This is a genomic window from Pseudomonas fortuita (genome assembly GCF_026898135.2).
In the GTDB taxonomy this organism is placed as follows: Bacteria; Pseudomonadota; Gammaproteobacteria; order Pseudomonadales; family Pseudomonadaceae; genus Aquipseudomonas; species Aquipseudomonas fortuita.
This window is the reverse complement of sequence record NZ_CP114035.2, coordinates 1,348,007-1,366,816: the sequence shown is the minus strand read 5'-3', so window position 1 is coordinate 1,366,816 and position 18,810 is coordinate 1,348,007. Positions and strand designations below refer to the sequence as shown.

General features: G+C 62.2%; 18 protein-coding genes. 12 read left to right on the top strand and 6 right to left on the bottom strand.

Annotated elements, in window-relative coordinates; genetic code table 11:
* Window positions 1-80: 80 nt before the first annotated feature.
* From OZ911_RS06240 to OZ911_RS06230, 3 genes are all read left to right on the top strand, one after another.
* The gene (locus tag OZ911_RS06240; RefSeq protein ID WP_070086499.1) at window positions 81-1,370 is read left to right on the top strand and encodes a M18 family aminopeptidase; all 1,290 of its coding nucleotides are present in this window, start codon (window positions 81-83) and stop codon (window positions 1,368-1,370) included.
* A 188-nt stretch (window positions 1,371-1,558) separates the two neighbouring features.
* Window positions 1,559-1,726 (top strand): hypothetical protein, encoded by a 168-nt coding sequence (locus OZ911_RS06235; RefSeq protein ID WP_012271002.1) that lies wholly within the window; start codon window positions 1,559-1,561, stop codon window positions 1,724-1,726.
* Window positions 1,727-1,770: 44 nt separating this feature from the next.
* The gene (locus OZ911_RS06230; protein WP_024717884.1) at window positions 1,771-3,924 is read left to right on the top strand and encodes a mechanosensitive ion channel family protein; all 2,154 of its coding nucleotides are present in this window, start codon (window positions 1,771-1,773) and stop codon (window positions 3,922-3,924) included.
* A 116-nt stretch (window positions 3,925-4,040) separates the two neighbouring features.
* Here OZ911_RS06230 and OZ911_RS06225 read toward each other — a convergent pair whose 3' ends face one another.
* Window positions 4,041-4,754, bottom strand: a complete 714-nt coding sequence (locus OZ911_RS06225; RefSeq protein WP_023047315.1) for a UTRA domain-containing protein — start codon at window positions 4,752-4,754, stop codon at window positions 4,041-4,043.
* A gap of 328 nt (window positions 4,755-5,082) precedes the next feature.
* Here OZ911_RS06225 and OZ911_RS06220 point away from each other — a divergent pair, with 328 nt between their 5' ends.
* The 6 genes from OZ911_RS06220 (at window position 5,083) to OZ911_RS06195 (ending at window position 10,368) form a co-directional block, all read left to right on the top strand.
* Window positions 5,083-6,141, top strand: a complete 1,059-nt coding sequence (locus tag OZ911_RS06220; protein WP_016485319.1) for an ABC transporter substrate-binding protein — start codon at window positions 5,083-5,085, stop codon at window positions 6,139-6,141.
* 129 nt (window positions 6,142-6,270) lie between these two features.
* Window positions 6,271-7,077, top strand: coding sequence for an alkaline phosphatase family protein (locus OZ911_RS06215; protein ID WP_023047314.1), 807 nt, complete (start codon window positions 6,271-6,273; stop codon window positions 7,075-7,077).
* Window positions 7,074-7,925 (top strand): ABC transporter permease, encoded by an 852-nt coding sequence (locus OZ911_RS06210; RefSeq protein WP_016485317.1) that lies wholly within the window; start codon window positions 7,074-7,076, stop codon window positions 7,923-7,925. Before OZ911_RS06215 ends, OZ911_RS06210 begins: the two co-directional genes overlap by 4 nt.
* Window positions 7,915-8,709, top strand: coding sequence for an ABC transporter permease (locus OZ911_RS06205; protein WP_016485316.1), 795 nt, complete (start codon window positions 7,915-7,917; stop codon window positions 8,707-8,709). The genes OZ911_RS06210 and OZ911_RS06205 overlap by 11 nt, the downstream gene beginning before the upstream one ends.
* Window position 8,710: 1 nt before the next feature.
* A complete protein-coding gene (locus OZ911_RS06200) occupies window positions 8,711-9,700 on the top strand; it encodes an ABC transporter ATP-binding protein (RefSeq protein WP_016485315.1) in 990 nt (329 codons plus the stop codon).
* A 14-nt stretch (window positions 9,701-9,714) separates the two neighbouring features.
* The gene (locus tag OZ911_RS06195) at window positions 9,715-10,368 is read left to right on the top strand and encodes an HAD family hydrolase (protein ID WP_016485314.1); all 654 of its coding nucleotides are present in this window, start codon (window positions 9,715-9,717) and stop codon (window positions 10,366-10,368) included.
* A 113-nt stretch (window positions 10,369-10,481) separates the two neighbouring features.
* Here OZ911_RS06195 and OZ911_RS06190 read toward each other — a convergent pair whose 3' ends face one another.
* Window positions 10,482-11,444, bottom strand: a complete 963-nt coding sequence (locus tag OZ911_RS06190; RefSeq protein ID WP_016485313.1) for an NAD(P)H-quinone oxidoreductase — start codon at window positions 11,442-11,444, stop codon at window positions 10,482-10,484.
* Window positions 11,445-11,584: 140 nt separating this feature from the next.
* Between OZ911_RS06190 and OZ911_RS06185 the strand changes: the two genes are divergently transcribed.
* Window positions 11,585-13,666 carry a carboxy terminal-processing peptidase gene (locus OZ911_RS06185; protein ID WP_016485312.1) on the top strand — a complete coding sequence of 694 codons (2,082 nt, stop codon included), beginning with the start codon at window positions 11,585-11,587 and terminating at the stop codon, window positions 13,664-13,666.
* 118 nt (window positions 13,667-13,784) lie between these two features.
* On the top strand, window positions 13,785-14,753 hold the full coding sequence (locus tag OZ911_RS06180) for an EAL domain-containing protein (protein ID WP_023047312.1): 969 nt from the start codon (window positions 13,785-13,787) through the stop codon (window positions 14,751-14,753).
* A 59-nt stretch (window positions 14,754-14,812) separates the two neighbouring features.
* Here OZ911_RS06180 and OZ911_RS06175 read toward each other — a convergent pair whose 3' ends face one another.
* The 4 genes from OZ911_RS06175 to bamJ form a co-directional block, all read right to left on the bottom strand.
* A complete protein-coding gene (locus OZ911_RS06175; RefSeq protein ID WP_016485310.1) occupies window positions 14,813-15,181 on the bottom strand; it encodes a hypothetical protein in 369 nt (122 codons plus the stop codon).
* Window positions 15,178-15,516 (bottom strand): helix-turn-helix domain-containing protein, encoded by a 339-nt coding sequence (locus OZ911_RS06170; RefSeq protein WP_016485309.1) that lies wholly within the window; start codon window positions 15,514-15,516, stop codon window positions 15,178-15,180. The genes OZ911_RS06175 and OZ911_RS06170 overlap by 4 nt, the downstream gene beginning before the upstream one ends.
* A 111-nt stretch (window positions 15,517-15,627) precedes the next feature.
* On the bottom strand, window positions 15,628-16,068 hold the full coding sequence (locus tag OZ911_RS06165) for a YkvA family protein (protein ID WP_016485308.1): 441 nt from the start codon (window positions 16,066-16,068) through the stop codon (window positions 15,628-15,630).
* Window positions 16,069-16,356: 288 nt separating this feature from the next.
* Window positions 16,357-17,109: a BamJ family beta-barrel-assembly machinery protein gene (gene bamJ / locus OZ911_RS06160; RefSeq protein ID WP_016485307.1), complete on the bottom strand. Its 753-nt coding sequence runs from the start codon at window positions 17,107-17,109 to the stop codon at window positions 16,357-16,359.
* Between the two features lie 365 nt (window positions 17,110-17,474).
* Between bamJ and OZ911_RS06155 the strand changes: the two genes are divergently transcribed.
* Window positions 17,475-18,806 carry a hypothetical protein gene (locus OZ911_RS06155; protein ID WP_256549420.1) on the top strand — a complete coding sequence of 444 codons (1,332 nt, stop codon included), beginning with the start codon at window positions 17,475-17,477 and terminating at the stop codon, window positions 18,804-18,806.
* Window positions 18,807-18,810 lie beyond the last annotated feature (4 nt).

Genomic DNA, 18,810 nt, shown 5'->3' with positions numbered 1-18,810 from the left:
GCGGGCAGGCCCGCGAAGAGGCAGACACATATTGTCGACATTGTGCGTTAAACTCGCGCCACTGCTGTCTGGAGTGAGCTATGCGCGATGCACTGAATACTGGCCTTATCGAATTCCTCAAGGCCTCTCCCACGCCCTTCCACGCCACCGCCAGCCTGGCCCAACGCCTGGAAGCTGCAGGCTATCAGCGCCTGGACGAGCGCGACAGCTGGGCCACCGTGCCTGGCGGCCGCTACTACGTCACCCGTAACGACTCGTCGATCATCGCCATCAAACTGGGCAAGCAGGCACCGTTGCTCAACGGTATCCGTATGGTCGGTGCCCACACCGACAGCCCGTGCCTGCGCGTCAAGCCGCAGCCCGAGCTGCAGCGCCAGGGCTTCCTGCAGTTGGGTGTGGAAGTGTATGGCGGCGCCCTGTTGGCGCCATGGTTCGACCGTGACCTTTCCCTGGCCGGCCGTGTCACCTACCGCCGTGACGGCAAAGTTGAAAGCCAGCTGATCGACTTCAAGCTGCCGATCGCGATCATCCCCAACCTGGCCATCCACCTGAACCGCACTGCCAATGAAGGCTGGGCGATCAACCCGCAGAACGAGTTGCCGCCCATCCTGGCTCAGGTAGCGGGTGACGAGCGTATCGACTTCCGCGCCCTGCTCACCGAGCAACTGGCCCGCGAGCACGAGCTGATCGCAGACGTGGTGCTGGATTACGAACTGAGCTTCTACGACACCCAGGACGCCGCGCTGGTCGGCCTGAACGGCGACTTCATCGCCGGGGCGCGCCTGGATAACCTGCTGTCGTGCTACGCCGGCCTGCAAGCCCTGCTGGCCGCCGACAGTGACGAAACCTGCGTGCTGGTGTGCAACGACCACGAAGAAGTCGGCAGCAGCTCGGCCTGCGGTGCCGACGGCCCAATGCTGGAGCAGACCCTGCAGCGCTTGCTGCCCGATGGCGACGCCTACGTGCGCACCGTGCAGCGCTCGCTGATGGTGTCGGCCGACAACGCCCACGGCGTGCACCCCAACTACGCCGACAGGCACGATGGCAACCACGGGCCCAAGCTCAACGCCGGGCCGGTGATCAAGGTAAACAACAACCAGCGCTACGCCACCAACAGCGAAACCGCCGGTTTCTTCCGCCACCTGTGCATGGCCGAGGAAGTGCCGGTACAAAGCTTTGTGGTGCGCAGCGACATGGGCTGTGGCTCGACCATCGGGCCGATTACAGCCAGCCACCTGGGCGTGCGCACGGTGGATATCGGTTTGCCGACCTTTGCCATGCACTCCATTCGCGAACTGTGCGGCAGCCACGACCTGGCGCACCTGGTGAAGGTACTGACTGCCTTCTACCGAAGCCGCGAGCTGCCTTGATGTAAGCAGGCCCGGCCTCTTCGCGGGCTCGCCCGCTCCCACAGGGACCGCACAACCTTCGGGAACTGCGCTGAACCTGTGGGAGCGGGCAAGCCCGCGAAGAGGCCGGGCCTGCTCAAGGTCAATCCCGCCTCGCTTGCCAAGCGCTATGCTTGTTACATGGCCCCACTGCAAAAGGATTGCTGTCCATGTCACCGTTCCTGTCACTGTTCGTGCCGGTGTTCCTGTTCCTGCTGCTGCTGACCATTGGCTTCAGCATGCGCGAGCGCAATATCGGTGTACTGATGATGTGGATCGGCACCTTGGGTATCTTTGGCCTCACCTGCTGGAAGATCCTCGAGAAACTGCCGACATAAACCTCTACACTCGGTCAATCGTTTGACCTGAGGTAGATTTGCCCGTGCCTGCCCTCCTGCGTTACCTGTTCCTTCTCCTGCTGCTGTTCATCACTCCGGTACAGGCAGCGGGCCTGCCCGGCCTGCTGGGCGGCAGTGCGCCCGCGCAACCGGAGGCTACCGAGCCGCTGGGCAAGTCGCTGGACGAAGTGATCAAGAACCTGGAAAACGACCAGCAGCGGGCCAAGCTGCTGGCCGATCTTAAAAAGCTGCGCGACGCCACCAGGCAATCGCAGCCCAGCGTGGAACAGGGCGTGCTCGGCCTGATTGGCGGCGCGCTGCATGATTTTGAAAAACAGTTCAGCGGCGATGCCAGCCCGTTTCACCGCTGGGCGGCAGAAATCGAACAAGCCCAAGCCGAACTGACCGACCTGGTAGTGCCGGTGCACCAGTGGCCGGCGATCCTGTTCGGCTTTGCCGCCGTCATTGCCGTGTGGAGCGTGCTGGCCTACGCCTTCAACTGGGTCGGCCACCGGATACGCCTGCGCTTTGGCCTGAGCGAAGAACTGCCCCAGCACCCGCGTACCTGGGACCTGGTGCGCTTTGCCCTGCGCAAGCTCGGCCCTTGGCTGGTGGCGCTGGTGTTCACCGTGTACCTGAGCGTTGTGCTGCCACCGTCACTGGGTAAATCGCTGGCCATGGTGCTGGCCTACGCACTGGTCGTCGGCACCTGCTTCTCGGCCATCTGCGTGATCGCCTTCTCGCTGCTCGACGGCCCGCACCGCCACCGCGCCCTGCATATCCTGCGGCATCAGGCATTTCGCCCGCTGTGGCTGATCGGCAGCTTCGCAGCGTTTGGCGAGGCCATGAGCGACCCGCGCATGCTGGTCGCACTGGGGACCCACCTGGCCCATGCCCTGGCGACCTTGGCCAACGTCATCGCCGCACTGTGCACCGGGCTGTTCATCCTGCGCTTCCGCCGCCCCATCGCCCACCTGATCCGCAACCAGCCGCTGGCACGGCGCCTGACCCGGCGAACCCTCAGCGACACCATCGAGATCCTCGGCAGCTTCTGGTTCATACCGGCGCTGATTCTGGTGGCCATTTCGCTGTTCGCCACCTTTGTCTCGGCCGGTGACACCAGCACCGCCCTGCGCCAGTCGCTGATGTGCACGGTGCTGGTGGTGGTGTGCATGGTGCTCAACGGCCTGGTGCGCCGCCACGCCGCCAACCCCAAACGCGCCAACAAGCGCCAGGCGGTGTATGCCGAACGCCTGCGCAACTTCGGCTACCTGCTGGTGCACCTGTTCATCTGGCTGGTGTTCATCGAACTGGGCCTGCGGGTGTGGGGCCTGTCGATGATCGGCTTTGCCGAGGGCGACGGCCATGAAGTGAGCCTGCGCCTGCTGGGCCTGGCCGGCACGCTGATCGTCGCCTGGCTGGTGTGGATCCTTGCCGACACCGCCGTGCACCACGCCCTGGTGCGTTCGCGCCGGGGCCTGGCGAACGCTCGTGCGCAAACCATGATGCCGTTGATCCGCAACGTGCTGTTCGTGGTCATCTTCATCATTGCGGTGATTGTCGCCTTGGCCAACATGGGCATGAACGTGACCCCGCTGCTGGCCGGTGCCGGTGTGATCGGCCTGGCCATCGGCTTTGGTGCGCAATCGCTGGTGGCCGACCTGATCACCGGGTTGTTCATCATCATCGAAGACTCGCTGGCCATCGACGACTACGTGGACGTGGGCGGGCACCTGGGCACGGTAGAGGGGCTGACCATCCGTACTGTGCGCCTGCGGGACATCGACGGCATCGTGCACACCATCCCGTTCAGCGAGATCAAGAGCATCAAGAACTACTCGCGGGAGTTTGGCTACGCGATCTTCCGCGTGGCGGTCCCGCACAGCATGAACATCGACCAGGCGATCACGCTGGTTCGCGAGGTGGGGCAGAAGCTGCGCAATGACCCATTGATGCGCCGCAACATCTGGTCACCGCTGGAGCTGCAAGGCGTGGAGAGTTTCGAATCGGGGTCGGCGATCTTGCGGGCCCGGTTCAAGACCGCGCCGATCAAGCAGTGGGAAGTGTCGCGGGCGTTCAACCTGGCGCTGAAGCGGCAGCTGGATGAAGCCGGGCTGGACCTGGCGACGCCGCGGTTGTCGGTACAGGTGGTGACTGCTGGTGGAGGTGGGATAGCGGAATCCGGTTCCTCCAGTTAGGCCCCGAACGCCGGCAAGCCAGCTCCCACAGGCACTGCACAGGGCCTGAAGCCAATGCAATCAAGGTGGGAGCTGGCTTGCCGGCGATGGGCTGCAAAGCAGCCCAGAATCCAAGATCAACCGGCCTGTGCACGGATGCGGATGGCATCATGCCGCCAATACTCCAGGTCACAGTCGATCAGGTGCCCATGCTGGTCGCTGTTGACCCGCGTAATGTGCAGCCCCGGGCTGCCCACCGACACCTTCAACGCCCCTGCTGCCTCCACCGGCAATGCCGTCGGCAAGATTTCGAAGCATACCTGCCCGTACCGGATGCCATACACCCGCCCATAAATCTCGGTCAGCGACTGCGCCAGGTCCTGTTCGAGAATGCCCGGAAAATAACGGGGATTCAGGTAGTGCTCGGCATACAGCACCGCGCGCCCGTCAATTCGCCGCAAGCGGCAGATTCGCACCACGCTGGACAACGCCGGTAGCTGCAAGCGGGCACAGATGGCCGCCGACGCTGGCTGCAGCCGTGCCGAGAGGAGTTCGGTAGTGGCCACACGCCCCTGATCGCGCACCATAGCATGGAAGTGGCTGCGCTCGATCAGGTCGTAGGTGAGCCGCTCGGGCGCGACGAACCAGCCGCGACGCTCTTCGCGGTAGATCAGGCCCTGGGCCTCCAGCTGCGCCAGTGCCTCACGCAGGGTGATGCGCGTGGTGTCGAACACCTCGCTGAGCTTGCGCTCGGCCGGCAGCTTGCCGCCGGGCGCCAGCAGGCCGTGCTCGATTTGCTCCAGCAGGGCATGGCAGATGGCTGTTACCGCACGCGGTGGCATCGGCTGCATGAATGGTTACCTATCTGGACTAGTCCAGCCCCAGAACAGGGCACTTGGAGAATAGTGCAAGCCTAGGCAGGGCTGATGAACATCCTGTGACAAGGCTGCCGACGGGGTACTGCCAGAATCGGGCCAGCCCCGCAAAACCGGGGGTTCACCATGGTCTACGCTGTATTGCCAGGAGCCCGTCGACACCTTGGCGGGCCCTTCCCTACATCAAATTGTCACGCAAGCGGCCTACCTTGGCTCAAGGTTTGCTGACCTAGACCAAAGGTTCCAGGCAACGGCTTCACTCATAACAACGATCGGTTAAAGGCACCCACTCAAGGAGCTACGGATGAAAAAGTTGTTCATGGCGTCACTGCTCGGTTCGGCCATCGCGTTCTGTACCTCGGCCATGGCCGAGGACCTCAAGGCCCTGGAAGATGCCGCCCGCAAGGAAGGCACCGTCAACAGCGTGGGCATGCCCGATGCCTGGGCCAACTGGAAAGGCACCTGGGAAGACCTGGCCAGCAAATACGGCCTCAAACACAGCGACACCGACATGAGCTCGGCACAGGAACTTGCCAAGTTCGAAGCCGAGAAGGACAACGCCAGCGCCGACATTGGCGATGTGGGGGCCGCCTTCGGCCCTATCGCGGTGACCAAGGGCGTGAGCCAGCCATACAAGCCAAGCACCTGGGACCAGGTGCCGGAGTGGGCCAAGGACAAGGACGGCCACTGGGCGCTGGCCTATACCGGCACCATTGCCTTCATCATCAACAAGGACCTGGTCAAGGAAGAGGAACGGCCGAAAACCTGGCATGACCTGGAAAAAGGCAAGTACAAGGTCGCCATCGGCGACGTCGGCACTGCCGCCCAGGCCGCCAACGGCGTGCTCGCCGCCGCCATCGCCTACAAAGGCGATGAAAGCAACGTGGCCCCCGGCCTGCAACTGTTCACCAAACTGGCCCAGCAAAAGCGCCTGTCGCTGGCCAACCCGACCATCCAGACCCTGGAGAAAGGCGAGGTGGAAGTCGGCGTGGTGTGGGACTTCAACGGCTTGAGCTACCGTGAACAGATCGACCCCAAGCGCTTTGAAGTGCTGATCCCGTCGGATGGCTCGGTGATTTCCGGCTATACCACGGTCATCAACAAATACGCCAAGCACCCCAACGCGGCCAAACTGACCCGTGAATACATCTTCAGCGATGCCGGGCAGATCAACCTGGCCCAGGGGCATGCCCGGCCCATCCGTGCCGAGCACCTGAAGCTGCCGGCGGATGTGCAGGCCAAGTTGCTGCCTAACGAGCAATACGGAGCTGCCCAGCCGATCAAGAATGCCGAAGCCTGGGAAGCCACCTCGAAGAAACTGCCACAGATGTGGCAGGAGCAAGTGATCATCGAGATGGAATAAACGGCTAGCTTGCCTAGTGCCTGACCCGGCCCCTTCGCGGGCACGCCCGCTCCCACAGAGGCCGTGCAAAACCCTGTGGGAGCGGGCATGCCCGCGAAGAAGCCAACGCGGTTTATGACTGGAGCCACCATGCAACACAACGTCATCCTGGTCCTGCTAGACGGCCTGAACTATCAGGTCGCCCACCACGCCATGGGCCACCTGCATGCCTATGTAGAGGCCGACCGCGCCGCGCTGTACCGCGTGGAATGCGAGCTGCCGTCGCTGTCACGGCCGTTGTACGAATGCATCCTCACCGGCGTGCCGCCCATCGACAGCGGCATCGTGCACAATAACGTCAACCGCCTGTCCAACCAGCGCAGCGTGTTCCACTACGCCCGCGAAGCCAACCTGGGCACCGCAGCGGCGGCCTATCACTGGATGAGTGAGCTGTACAACCGCTCGCCTTTCGACCCCCAGCGCGACCGCCATACCCACGCGCCGAAGCTGCCGATCCAGCATGGGCTGTTCTACTGGGACGACCGTTACCCCGATTCGCATCTGCTGGCGGATGGCGAATACCTGCGCCGTCGCCATGCCCCCAACTTCCTGCTGGTGCACCCGATGAGCATCGACGATGTCGGCCACCGCCACGGCCTGGACAGCAGCCAGTACCGCAACGCAGCGCGCAGCGTCGATATCTTGCTGGCCGACTACCTGCCAGGCTGGCTCGAAGAGGGCTATCAGGTAATGGTCACCGCCGACCACGGCATGAACAACGACCGCTCGCACAACGGCCTGCTGACCGAGGAGCGCGAAGTGCCGCTGTTCGTCTTTGGTGACGCCTTCAGCCTGGACCCGGCGGCCAAGCCGCTGCAGACCGAGCTGTGCGGCACCCTATGCGAGCTGCTGGGCGCTGCCCACGACAAGACCGTGTGCCGGGAGCTGCTGAAGTGACCACACCCAAGCGCAGCGGCGCCCGTGGCCGCTACCTGGCCCTGCTTTGCTTGCTGCCGTTTGCCGTGTTCTTCGTCATCTTCCAGATTGCCCCGTTGGCCTGGGTGGCGATCAACAGCGTGCAATCGGAAGCCGGCTGGGGCGTCGAAAACTTCAGCAAGGTGTTCAGCTCCAAGTTCTACCTGCAGGCCATACAACGCAGCCTGGAGATCAGCTTCTGGTCGAGCCTGTTCGGCATCGTCATCGCCACCCTTGGCGCCTATTCGTTGCGCCAGGTGGACTCGAAGCTGCGCGACTTCGTCAGCGCCTTCGCCAACATGACCAGCAACTTTGCCGGCGTGCCGCTGGCGTTCGCCTTCATCATCCTGCTCGGGTTCAACGGCGCGCTGACACTGCTGCTGAAGCAGGTCGGCCTGCTGGAAGACTTCAGTATCTATTCCAAAAGCGGGCTGATCCTGGTGTACACCTACTTCCAGATCCCGCTGGGTGTGTTGCTGCTCTACCCCGCCTTCGACGCCCTGCGTGAAGACTGGCGCGAGTCGGCCGCCCTGCTTGGCGCCAACCACTGGCAATACTGGCGGCACATCGGCCTGCCGGTGCTCACCCCGGCACTGCTGGGCACCTTCGTCATCCTGCTGGCCAACGCCCTCGGTGCATACGCCACCGTGTACGCGTTGACCACCGGCAACTTCAACGTACTGCCGATCCGTATCGCTGGCCTGGTAGCCGGGGACATCAGCCTCGACCCGAACCTGGCCAGCGCCCTGGCCATGGTGCTGGTGGGGCTGATGACGCTGGTCACGGTGGTGCATCAATGGCTGCTGAAGAGGAGCTACCATGCGCGCTGACGCCCGTTCCGGCGGCTGGTACCACCGCGTTGTGGTCTACCTGCTGTTCTTGATCCTGCTGCTGCCACTGGCCGGCACCCTGCTCTATTCGCTGGCCACCAGCTGGTCGGCCAGCCTGCTGCCCAGCGGCCTGACCCTGAAATGGTACGTGGCACTGTGGAGTGAGCCGCGCTTCCTCGCCGCCTTCGGCCAGTCGCTGCTGGTGTGCCTGGGCGCGCTGCTGCTGTCGGTGGTGCTGATCCTGCCGCTGCTGTTCGTGGTGCACTACCACTTCCCGCGGCTCGATGCGTTGATGAACATGCTCATCCTGCTACCGTTCGCGGTACCGCCGGTGGTGTCCTCGGTGGGGCTGCTGCAACTGTATGGCAGCGGGCCGATGGCCATGGTGGGCACGCCGTGGATCCTGATCGGCTGCTATTTCACCATTGCCCTGCCGTTCATGTACCGGGCCATTACCAACAACCTGCAGGCAATCAACCTGCGCGACCTGATGGACGCCGCCCAGCTACTCGGCGCCAGCACCTGGCAGGCAGCGCTGCTGGTGGTGCTGCCCAACCTGCGCAAGGGCCTGATGGTGGCGCTACTGCTGTCGTTCTCGTTCCTGTTCGGCGAGTTTGTGTTCGCCAACCTGCTGGTCGGCACCCGCTACGAGACCCTGCAGGTGTACCTGAACAACATGCGCAACAGCAGCGGCCACTTCAACAGCGCACTGGTGATCTCGTACTTCGCCTTCGTGCTGGTACTGACCTGGGTCGCCAACCGCCTGAACAAGGACAAGACCTGACATGAGCTTCGTCAGCGTACAGAACCTGCAGAAAAGCTACGCCGGCAGCCCGGTGTTCGAGAACATCGACTGCCACATCGAGCGCGGCGAGTTCGTGACCCTGCTGGGCCCGTCCGGCTGCGGCAAGTCCACCCTGTTGCGCTGCATCGCCGGGCTGACGCCGGTGGACAGCGGGCAGATCCTTCTCGACGGCCACGACATCGTGCCGCTGAGCCCGCAGAAGCGTGGCATTGGCATGGTGTTCCAGAGTTACGCGCTGTTCCCCAACATGACCGTGGAACAGAACGTGGCGTTTGGCTTGCGCATGCAGAAGGTCAAGGCCGACGAAAGCCAGGCCCGTGTCCGTGAGGTGCTGGCGCTGGTGGAGCTGGGCAACTTTGCCGGGCGCTACCCGCACCAGTTGTCTGGCGGCCAGTGCCAGCGCGTGGCCCTGGCCCGCTCACTGGTTACCCGCCCGCGCCTGCTGCTGCTCGACGAGCCGCTGTCGGCACTGGATGCGCGTATTCGCAAACACCTGCGCGAGCAGATTCGTGCCATCCAGCGCGAGCTGGGGCTAACCACTATCTTCGTCACCCACGACCAGGAAGAAGCGCTGACCCTGTCCGACCGCATCTTTCTGATGAATCAGGGGCGTATCGTCCAGAGCGGCGATGCCGAAACCCTCTACACAGCGCCTGTGGACCTGTTTGCCGCCGGCTTTATCGGCAACTACAACCTGCTCGACGCCGAAAGCGCCAGCCGCCTGTTGCAGCGCCCGGTCACCAGCCGCCTGGCGATCCGCCCAGAGTCGATCACCTTGGGCGTCAACGGCGAACTGGATGCCGAAGTCCGCAGCCACAGCCTGCTGGGCAATGTGATCCGCTACCGGGTAAACGTGCGCGAGGTGGAGTTGGTGGTCGACGTGCTCAACCGCTCGCCGGCCGACCTGCACGGGGACGGGAAACGGGTAAGCTTGTCCATCGACCCCACGGCGCTGCGGGAAGTGGCTTAAGGAGATTCAACACAATGGCACTGGCAATTTTCGATCTGGACGAAACCTTGATCCACGGTGACTGCGCGTCGCTGTGGAGCGAGCAGATGGCCCGGCTGGGCTGGGTAGACGGCAAAGCGTTCCTGCGCCGCGACCATGAACTGATGGAGGCCTATGGCAAGGGCCACCTGCGGATGGAGGAGTACATGGCCTTCAGCCTGGAGCCGATTGCCGGGCGTACCCTGGAAGAAGTCGAGCACCTGGTGGAGCCGTGGGTAGAAGACGTGATAGAGCCGATCATCTTTGGCGACGCCTGCCGCTGCATTGCCGAGCACCGCCAGCGTGGGGACCGCATTCTGATCATTTCCGCTTCGGGGACGCACCTCGTCGGGCCGATTGCGGCACGGCTGGGGGTGGATGAATACCTGGCGATTGAGCTAGAGGCGGTGAACGGGGTGTATACGGGCAAGACTCACGGGGTACTGACCTACCGCGAAGGCAAGATCACCCGGCTGCTGGAATGGCTGGATCAGGAGCAGGAGAATCTGGAGGGGGCGAGCTTCTATTCCGATTCACGCAATGACCTGCCGCTGCTGCTGAAGGTGGATCACCCGCATGTGGTGAACCCGGATGCGGTGTTGCGCGAGCATGCCCAGACCAATGGCTGGCCGATCCTTAGCTGGTCCTGAAGATTTGTGTGGGCCTCTTCGCGGGCACGCCCGCTCCCACAGGTATCACCACACGCTCGGACATTGTGGGGTCTTTGTGGGAGCGGGCGTGCCCGCGAAGGGGCCGGGCCTGCTTACACCAGGCTTGGGTCGATCACCATTACCAGCTTGCCCGACACCTGGTTGGTCTCAAGCTCGGCATACGCCGCCTGGGCAAACTCCACCGGGTAGGTATCGACCAGCTGGGGTGACAAACGCCCTTCGGCGAACAGCGGCCACACTTGCTGTTGCAGCTCACGCAGCAACTCGGCCTTGAAGCCGTCATCGCGGTTGCGCAGCGTTGAGCCGGTAATTTCCAGGCGCTTGCCCAGCACCTGGGCCAAGTCCAGCTCAAACTTGCGCCCGCCCATCAGGCCGATGATCACCCAGCGCCCGTCACGGGCCAGCAGCTTGAGGTTGAGTTCGCCGTAGCTGGCGCCCACCGGGTCGAGAATCACGTCGAACGGCCCGAAACCTTCCAGTGCATCCAGGTTCTCGTTACGTACCACACCCCCCGCAGCGCCCAGCGCTTCGCAATAGGCCAGGCGATCCGGCGAGCCGACGCTGACCCACACCGGGCTGCCGAATGCCTTGCACAGCTGGATGGCAGCCGAGCCAACGCCACTGGCGCCAGCATGCACCAGCACCTTCTCACCGGCCTTCACACCCCCCAGCTGGAAGATGTTCAGCCAGGCAGTGGCATACACCTCCGGCAAGGCTGCCGCTTCATGCAGGCTGAGCCCTTCGGGCACCGGCAGTACATGACGGGCATCGACCACCACTTCCTCGGCCATGGCGCCACTGGCCAGCAGTGCGCACACCCGGTCGCCCACGCGCCAGTCGGCGCCGGCGCCCACTTCCTCGACCACCCCGGCGCATTCAAGGCCCATGTATGGGCTGGCGCCTGGCGGTGGCGGGTACAAACCTTTCATCTGCAGCAGATCGGCGCGGTTCAGGCCCGCAGCAGCCACGCGAATGCGCACTTGGCCCGCGTCACAGGCCGGGCGTTCGGCCTCGACCCACTCCACATGTCCGTCAACGCCTTGCAATGCCTTCACAGTGCCTCCATAGTTGAATCATGACTGGGCCTGGGGAACGCACACCCCAGGCTTTTTGCAGTATTTGCCCGGTTCCATGGAACCGGCAACGGAAAAGACGGCCTACTATGCGTGATCAATTGCCTCCACGTCGAATCAGCATGAAGCATTTCCTCCCAAGCACCGCCCTCGCTGTAATGATCGGCCTGGGCAGCCTCGCGCTCGGCGGCAATGCAGCGGCCGCCAACAAGTGGGACGGCCTGCAGCCGGACCGCGACGAGATCGTCGCCAGCCTCAACGTGGTGGAATTGCTCAAGCGCCACCACTACAGCAAGCCGCCGCTGGACGATGCCCGCTCGGTCATCATCTACGACAGCTACATCAAGCTGCTGGACCCGGCGCGCAGCTACTTCACCGCTGCCGACATTGCCGAATTCGACAAGTGGAAAACGCAATTCGACGATTTCCTCAAGAGCGGTAACCTGGACCCGGGCTTCACCATCTACAAACGCTACCTGGACCGTGTCAAGCAGCGCCTGGACTTCGCCCTGGCCGAGCTGAACAAAGGCGTGGACAAGATCGACTTCACCGCCAAGGAAACCTTGCTGATCGACCGCAAGGACGCACCGTGGATGAAGGACCAGGCCGAGCTCGACGACCTGTGGCGCAAACGCGTCAAGGACGAGGTGCTGCGCCAGAAGATCGCCGGCAAGGAACCCAAGCAGATCCAGGAAACCCTGATCAAGCGCTACAAGAATCAGCTGGCGCGCCTGGACCAGACCCGTGCCGAGGATATCTTCCAGGCCTATATCAACACCTTCGCCCAGTCCTATGACCCGCACACCAACTACCTGTCGCCAGACAACGCGGAAAACTTCGACATCAACATGAGCCTGTCGCTCGAAGGCATCGGCGCGGTGCTGCAAAGCGACAACGACCAGGTCAAGATCGTACGCCTGGTGCCGGCAGGCCCGGCAGCCAAGACCAAGCAGGTAGCACCGGCCGACAAGATCATCGGCGTGGCCCAGGGCAACAAGGAGATGGTCGACGTTGTCGGCTGGCGCCTGGACGAGGTGGTCAAGCTGATCCGTGGCCCGAAAGGCTCGGTGGTACGCCTGGAAGTCATCCCCGCCAGCAATGCGCCGAGCGACCAGACCAGCAAGATCGTGTCGATCACCCGTGAAGCGGTAAAACTCGAAGAGCAGGCGGCGAAAAAGTCGGTGCTCAAGCTCAAGCAGGACGGGCGTGACTACAAACTGGGTATCATCGAGATCCCGGCCTTCTACCTCGACTTCAAGGCTTATCGCGCCGGTGACCCGGAATACAAGAGCACCACGCGTGACGTGAAGAAACTGCTCACCGAGCTGCAGAAAGAGAAAGTCGACGGCGTGGTCATCGACCTGCGCAACAACGGCGGCGGCTCCCTGCAGGAAGCCACCGAGCTGACCAGCCTGTTCATCGAGAAAGGCCCGACCGTGCTGGTGCGTAACAGCGACGGCCGCGTAGACGTGCTCGAAGACGAAAACCCGGGTGCCTTCTACAAAGGCCCACTGGCGTTGCTGGTCAACCGCCTGTCGGCCTCGGCGTCAGAGATCTTCGCGGGCGCCATGCAGGACTACCACCGCGCGCTGATCATCGGTGGCCAGACCTTCGGCAAAGGCACCGTGCAGACCATCCAGCCGCTCAACCATGGCGAGCTGAAGCTGACCCTGGCCAAGTTCTACCGGGTTTCCGGGCAGAGCACCCAGCATCAGGGCGTACTGCCGGACATCGACTACCCGTCGATCATCGATACCAAGGAAATCGGCGAGAGCGCTCTGCCCGAAGCCATGCCGTGGGACACCATCCGCCCGGTAGTCAAGCCGGCGGCGGACCCGTTCAAGCCTTACCTGGCCATGCTCAAGGCGCAACATGAAGCGCGCAGCGACAAGGATGCCGAGTTCACCTACATTCGCGACCGCCTTGCCCTGACGCAGAAGCTGATGACCGAAAAAACCGTCAGCCTGAACGAGCAGGACCGCCGTGCACGCCACGACGAAATCGAAGCCAAACAGCTGGCGCTGGAGAACATCCGCCGCAAGGCCAAGGGTGAAGAGCCGCTCAAAGAGCTGAAAAAAGAGGACGAGGACGCGCTGCCGGTCGAGGACGAAAACACCAAGCCGGAAGACGACGCCTACCTTTCGGAAACCGGTCGTATCCTGATCGACTACCTCAGCGCCAGCACCAAGGTGGCCAAGAAGTAAGGCGAGTCGGCAGTGATGGCAAAATAGTGCGACCTGTCATCAAACAGTCATCGCGCTGTCGTGAAATACGGTGGCCGGGCATGCAAATGCCCGGCCCTTTCATTTTCAGGAATACGTCATGACCGTCGCCGAACAGCTCAGTGCCTTGAGTGCCATCCTGGCTCAACGCAGCATCCACAGTCTGTTTCAGCCGATCATGTGCCTGAGCGAGCAACGGGTTTTCGGCCATGAAGCGCTGAGCCGCGGGCCGTCCAACAGCCCGCTGCATGCCCCCCTGAACCTGTTCAGCATCGCCCGCCAGGCCGGCCGCCTCACCGAGCTGGAAGCCGCTTGCCGGGAAAGTGCCTGCCGGCGCTTTAGCGAACAGCAGTTGCAGGGCAAGCTGTTTCTCAACATCTCGCCTGAATCGCTGCTGGAGCCGCACTACCCGTCCGGCCTCACCCTGAAGCTGCTGGAGCAGGTCGGCCTGCCGCCCAGCCGGGTGGTAATCGAGCTGACCGAGCACACCCCGACCGACGACTTCCAGCTGCTGTCAAATGCGCTGCACCACTACCGTGACATGGGCTTTTCAATAGCCCTCGACGATCTGGGCGCGGGCTATTCAAGCTTGCGCCTGTGGTCGGAGTTGCGCCCTGAATACGTGAAGATCGACCGCCACTTCATCGACGGTATTCACCGCGACCCGCTCAAGCGCGAGTTCGTTGGCTCGATCTTGCAGATTGCCCGGGCATCGAAGGCACAGGTGATTGCCGAAGGCATCGAGCTGGCAGAGGAGCTGGCAGTGCTGACCGAGATGGGGGTAGACCTGGTGCAGGGCTACCTGCTGGGGCGCCCGCAAGAGCTGGGCGTACGGGAAAGCTGGCCGTTACCGGCGCTGGGCAGCGTGCCGTTGGCCGAGCAACCGACAGTGCGGCTCAACGCCACGCTTGGGCAGTTGCTGGAGTTGTTTGAGCGGCATCGGCACCTGGAGGCATTGGAGGTGGTGGATGCTGACGGCAAAGGTTGTGGATTGATCCACCGGCATGGTTTGCCTGCCCTGGCCCTATCGCCGGCAAGCCAGCTCCCACAGGTACAGCACAGGCTCTGAGTGATGGGGTGTGCCTGTGAGAGCTGGCTTGCCGGCGACAGGGCCAGAACAGGCCCCCATCAGGCGGTTTCGGGGTAGCTGTACTCGAACACCCGAGCCACCTCGGAGGCATGCCAGGAGGCCGCCTCCATTCCATCGACCGGCCCGGCAAACCGCCCCAGCCGTTCGACACATTCAAAAAAGCCGGTGCGCGGTAAACGGCTGGCGCCCTGGCTGATTACCAGCGAGCTGCGCAACGGCTGCTCGGCACGGGCATCCAGCACTGCCAGGTACTCCAGCGCGGCAGTCAGCGTCTGCATGGCGGGGCTGGGCAGTTGCAGTCGCTCGATCAGCGCTCGGTAGGTCAGCAAGTGACGTTGACGTCGGGCCAGATCAAGCTCGCCCAGCAGGTTCTCCCAGTGCTGACGGCTGATCCTGACCTGGCTCATGATGGCTCGCTCCAGCCAGCCACCCCCAGGTGCCAAGCCAAGGCGCGTCGGATGGCAGCATCCGGCTGACGTTCGCCCGACTCGATCATGGCCAGATACGCCGGGCTCACCCCGACATTGCGCGCCAGTTGCTCAGGGGCTATGCCCTTGGCCTGGCGGATCTGCCCTACTTCACTGAACGCCGGCATGGGCGCCACGGCAGCGGAGCCGGCATCTTCAGTGGCAACCGCCTCGGCAGGCGCCTGCCCTGCTGCCTTGAGCAGTGCCTGGTACTGCTCCCAGGGAACGACGGCGTACTCGGGTTGACCGTCCCGGCTGATGACCTGAATACCCATTACAAACCCCTTAAAAAAGGATTACAGCATGTAATCCGTAGGCATAACCCTTATGCCAATTATATTACCAACTCCGGGGTCTGTCCGGTTGAGGAGCAATTCAGGCTGATTTCACTGCGTATTGCGCTCCAGGCCCAGCGCTTGCGGGGTCGCTGGCAGGCGCTCGACCACGCGCAACCGCTCGGGTGCCTGGCTGTCGCGCCAGGCCCTGAAGCGCGCCAGTTCATCGGCCACAGTCTTCAACACCCAGCCCAGCACGGCGATGTCATCCAGAAAACCCACGCCCAGCAACCAGTCGGGGATGGCATCGATGGGGCTGACGAAGTACAACAAGCCGGCCACAATGGTGACCAGCGCTTTGGGGCTTATGGCGCGATACTCGCCGCGCCACCACGCCAGGCACAGCGACTGCAGCAGCTTCACGTCCTCACGCAGCTGGCCGAGGCGCGGGCCTTTGCGGGCCACTGCAAACAGCAGGGCCGGCAGCCGGCCACGGCTTAGCAGGCGCTCGGCCAAGGGCAGGAAACGGGCAAAATTCCAAGGTGCGCTCATGGAGCCTCCAGGCGGAACAGGTTATCCACATTTATTGTGGATAACCTTGTGAACAGGGGTACGTTTCTGACCCCAGGTGCCTGCCAGGCAAGGGCCACGGTCAGATCGGGCGTTTTTTACACAGCCGTTTCAAGCCGTGGATGCCGGACCGCAAACGATTTGCGTCAGAAACATCCTACATCTACACACTGCATTTTCTCGGACAGTATCAGTTGTCGCAGGTTCGTCCAATCGCCAAAAACGAAAACGCCCCGTCAGAACGGGGCGTTTGGCGAGCACCAGCCAGTGTTACTTGGCAGGTGCTTCAGCTGGAGCCTCGGCTTCCGGCTCAGCGCCTTGCAGTTGGGCCGGGTCCTTGATGGCGATCAGTTCCAGGTCGAACACCAGTACCGAGTTTGCCGGGATCAGCGGGCTTGGGCTTTGTGCGCCGTAAGCCAGTTCAGCCGGGATGAACAGTTTGTACTTCTCGCCGACGTGCATCAACTGCAGGCCTTCAACCCAACCCGGGATCACACCGCTGACCGGCAGATCGATCGGGCTGCCACGCTCCACAGAGCTGTCAAACACCTTGCCATCGATCAGCTTGCCTTCGTAGTGAACAGTGACCACGTCGGTCGGCTTGGGCTGCGGGCCATCGGCCTTCTTGACCACTTCGTACTGCAGGCCCGAGGCAGTGGTGACCACGCCAGGCTTCTTGGCGTTTTCTTCGAGGAACTTCTTGCCGGCCGAGGCGGCTTCTTCGCTGGCCTTGGCCAGACGCTCTTCGGCACGTTTCTGCAAGGCGGTGAACGCCTCTACCAGCTCTTCATCCTTGATGCGTTGCTCTTTCTTGCCAACCGCGTCTTCGATGCCCAGAGCGACCGATTTCGAATCAAGGTCTTCCATGCCTTCCTGAGCCAGGCTCTTGCCCATGTTCAGGCCGATACCGTAGGAGGCTTTCTGCGCCGGAGTCTTCAGCTCGGGGCTGCTGGCCTGTTGATCACAGCCAGCCAGTACCAGGCCTACCAGGGCAACCGCAGCCGCCAAACGATGCTGTTTCATGCTAATTCCTTGTTCATGCGCCATAAGGGCAATCAGGGTAAAGCCGCGAGCTTAGCAGGCGGCCATGACCAATGGCTACCGGCATAGGAGCGGGTTTCACGGACTAAGTTCAGTAGGCAGTGCGCTTCTTCACAATCTTCCGAGGCAATGGCCAGTATTGACCATTCGCAGCGACAGCGCCTCGCAGCCAACAGCCTTTTTAAACAACAAAAGGCTCAGCGAGCAAGCCGAAAAACCTGACATTTCTGCCAGTAGCGCCGAACTCGAGCCTGCTTTCCAATGACCAGGCAACGTAATTTGCCAAATCTGAGTGACCCGCCATTGCGGCCGCGCGCTCTGCATGTACCCTTTTCAAAGGAAATGTCATGAACGCCTCACGAAAGCCTAACCGTTCAACCCTGTTCCCCTCCGGTCCGGTCCCATCATCTACTCCATTGCCGAAGGCGCCGATCGATCAACATTATGGCGTCGGCGGGCTTGCATGTATCTTCGAAAAGGCAACTGGGTCTCGCGCCGATAGTAATGGGGTCATCAATAGCAGGACACGCCGTGGGCGCAGTTATGTAATGGGTAGGAGTAGCAACCCCAATACCGATGAGTTCAAGGTCTTCGTGGCTTGCTTGAATGAACACGGGGGGTTGGATAGCGGCTTCCATGGCGATGGCGTCTTCGATTTCAATCAGGTACCAAAAGCTGCCTACAGCAGGCTGAGCGGCCTCGTTGAAGATGCTGCAGGGAATTTACTGATCATTGCCCTCGTGGAGGGCGTGGAGGGTGAATCAACAAGTCACCTCTGGAAATTGACTGCCTCGGGGGAACCGGACCTCACATTTGGCCAAGGCAAAGGATTCGTAGATATTCGTGATGTGATCCAAGAAGAGCTGCTGCTTGAACACGTGGCACTGGCGAAAGATCGAATTTTCGCCAGCGGGTTGCGTCGCGGGCCTCAGATGTTCGAACCGGTGGTGATCGCGCTCGACCTCGAAGGCGCGCTATGGAAGCGTTTTGCGACTGATGGCGTCCTTGATGTGCTCAAGCTGATTCCAAATGCCCAGGATCACATCATCGATGGTATTGCCAGTTTCACGCTCCCCTCTGGCCCGGAGCGTCTGCTACTACCCCTGTACCTGATGCGCAACGGCGATGCGTACAGCGTCACTACGGCCTTGACCCTCGACGGAACAATGGATGATGCCTTTGGCGATCATGGCCAGCATTGGTCGGACCCTTGGGTGATCAACAATGGCTTTTCAGTGGATGCCATCTCTCAACGCTTCAGTTTTTATGGCGAACTTTACTCCCTCGATGCAGATATCAGCCACCCGGCTGTTTACCGCATCGACTATTCCGGCAAGCCAGCCAAAGAGTTCAATGACGGCAACGTTTTGGTATTCGACCGCCCCGGAGGCTGGTACGCAGGCGTCGAGGTAGCGAACGGCCTGGTCGGCTATGGCATGTTCTATACCCACTCTCTTGCCTTTCGCTTCACCTCGGACGGCAAATTTGACACCACCTTCGTCCCTCCTCACGGTTATGGCACGTTCGGCGCTCATCTACCCGAGGACGGCTTCTATACATCGACGGGGTCGATCGCCCTCGATACACCTAACCAACGCCTGTTGCTCAGTGGCCGTGACGAAGAGGACCGAGGCTCCACTGTGCCTTGTGTGATCGCGGTCTCCTTGCGGGCTACGTGATTGC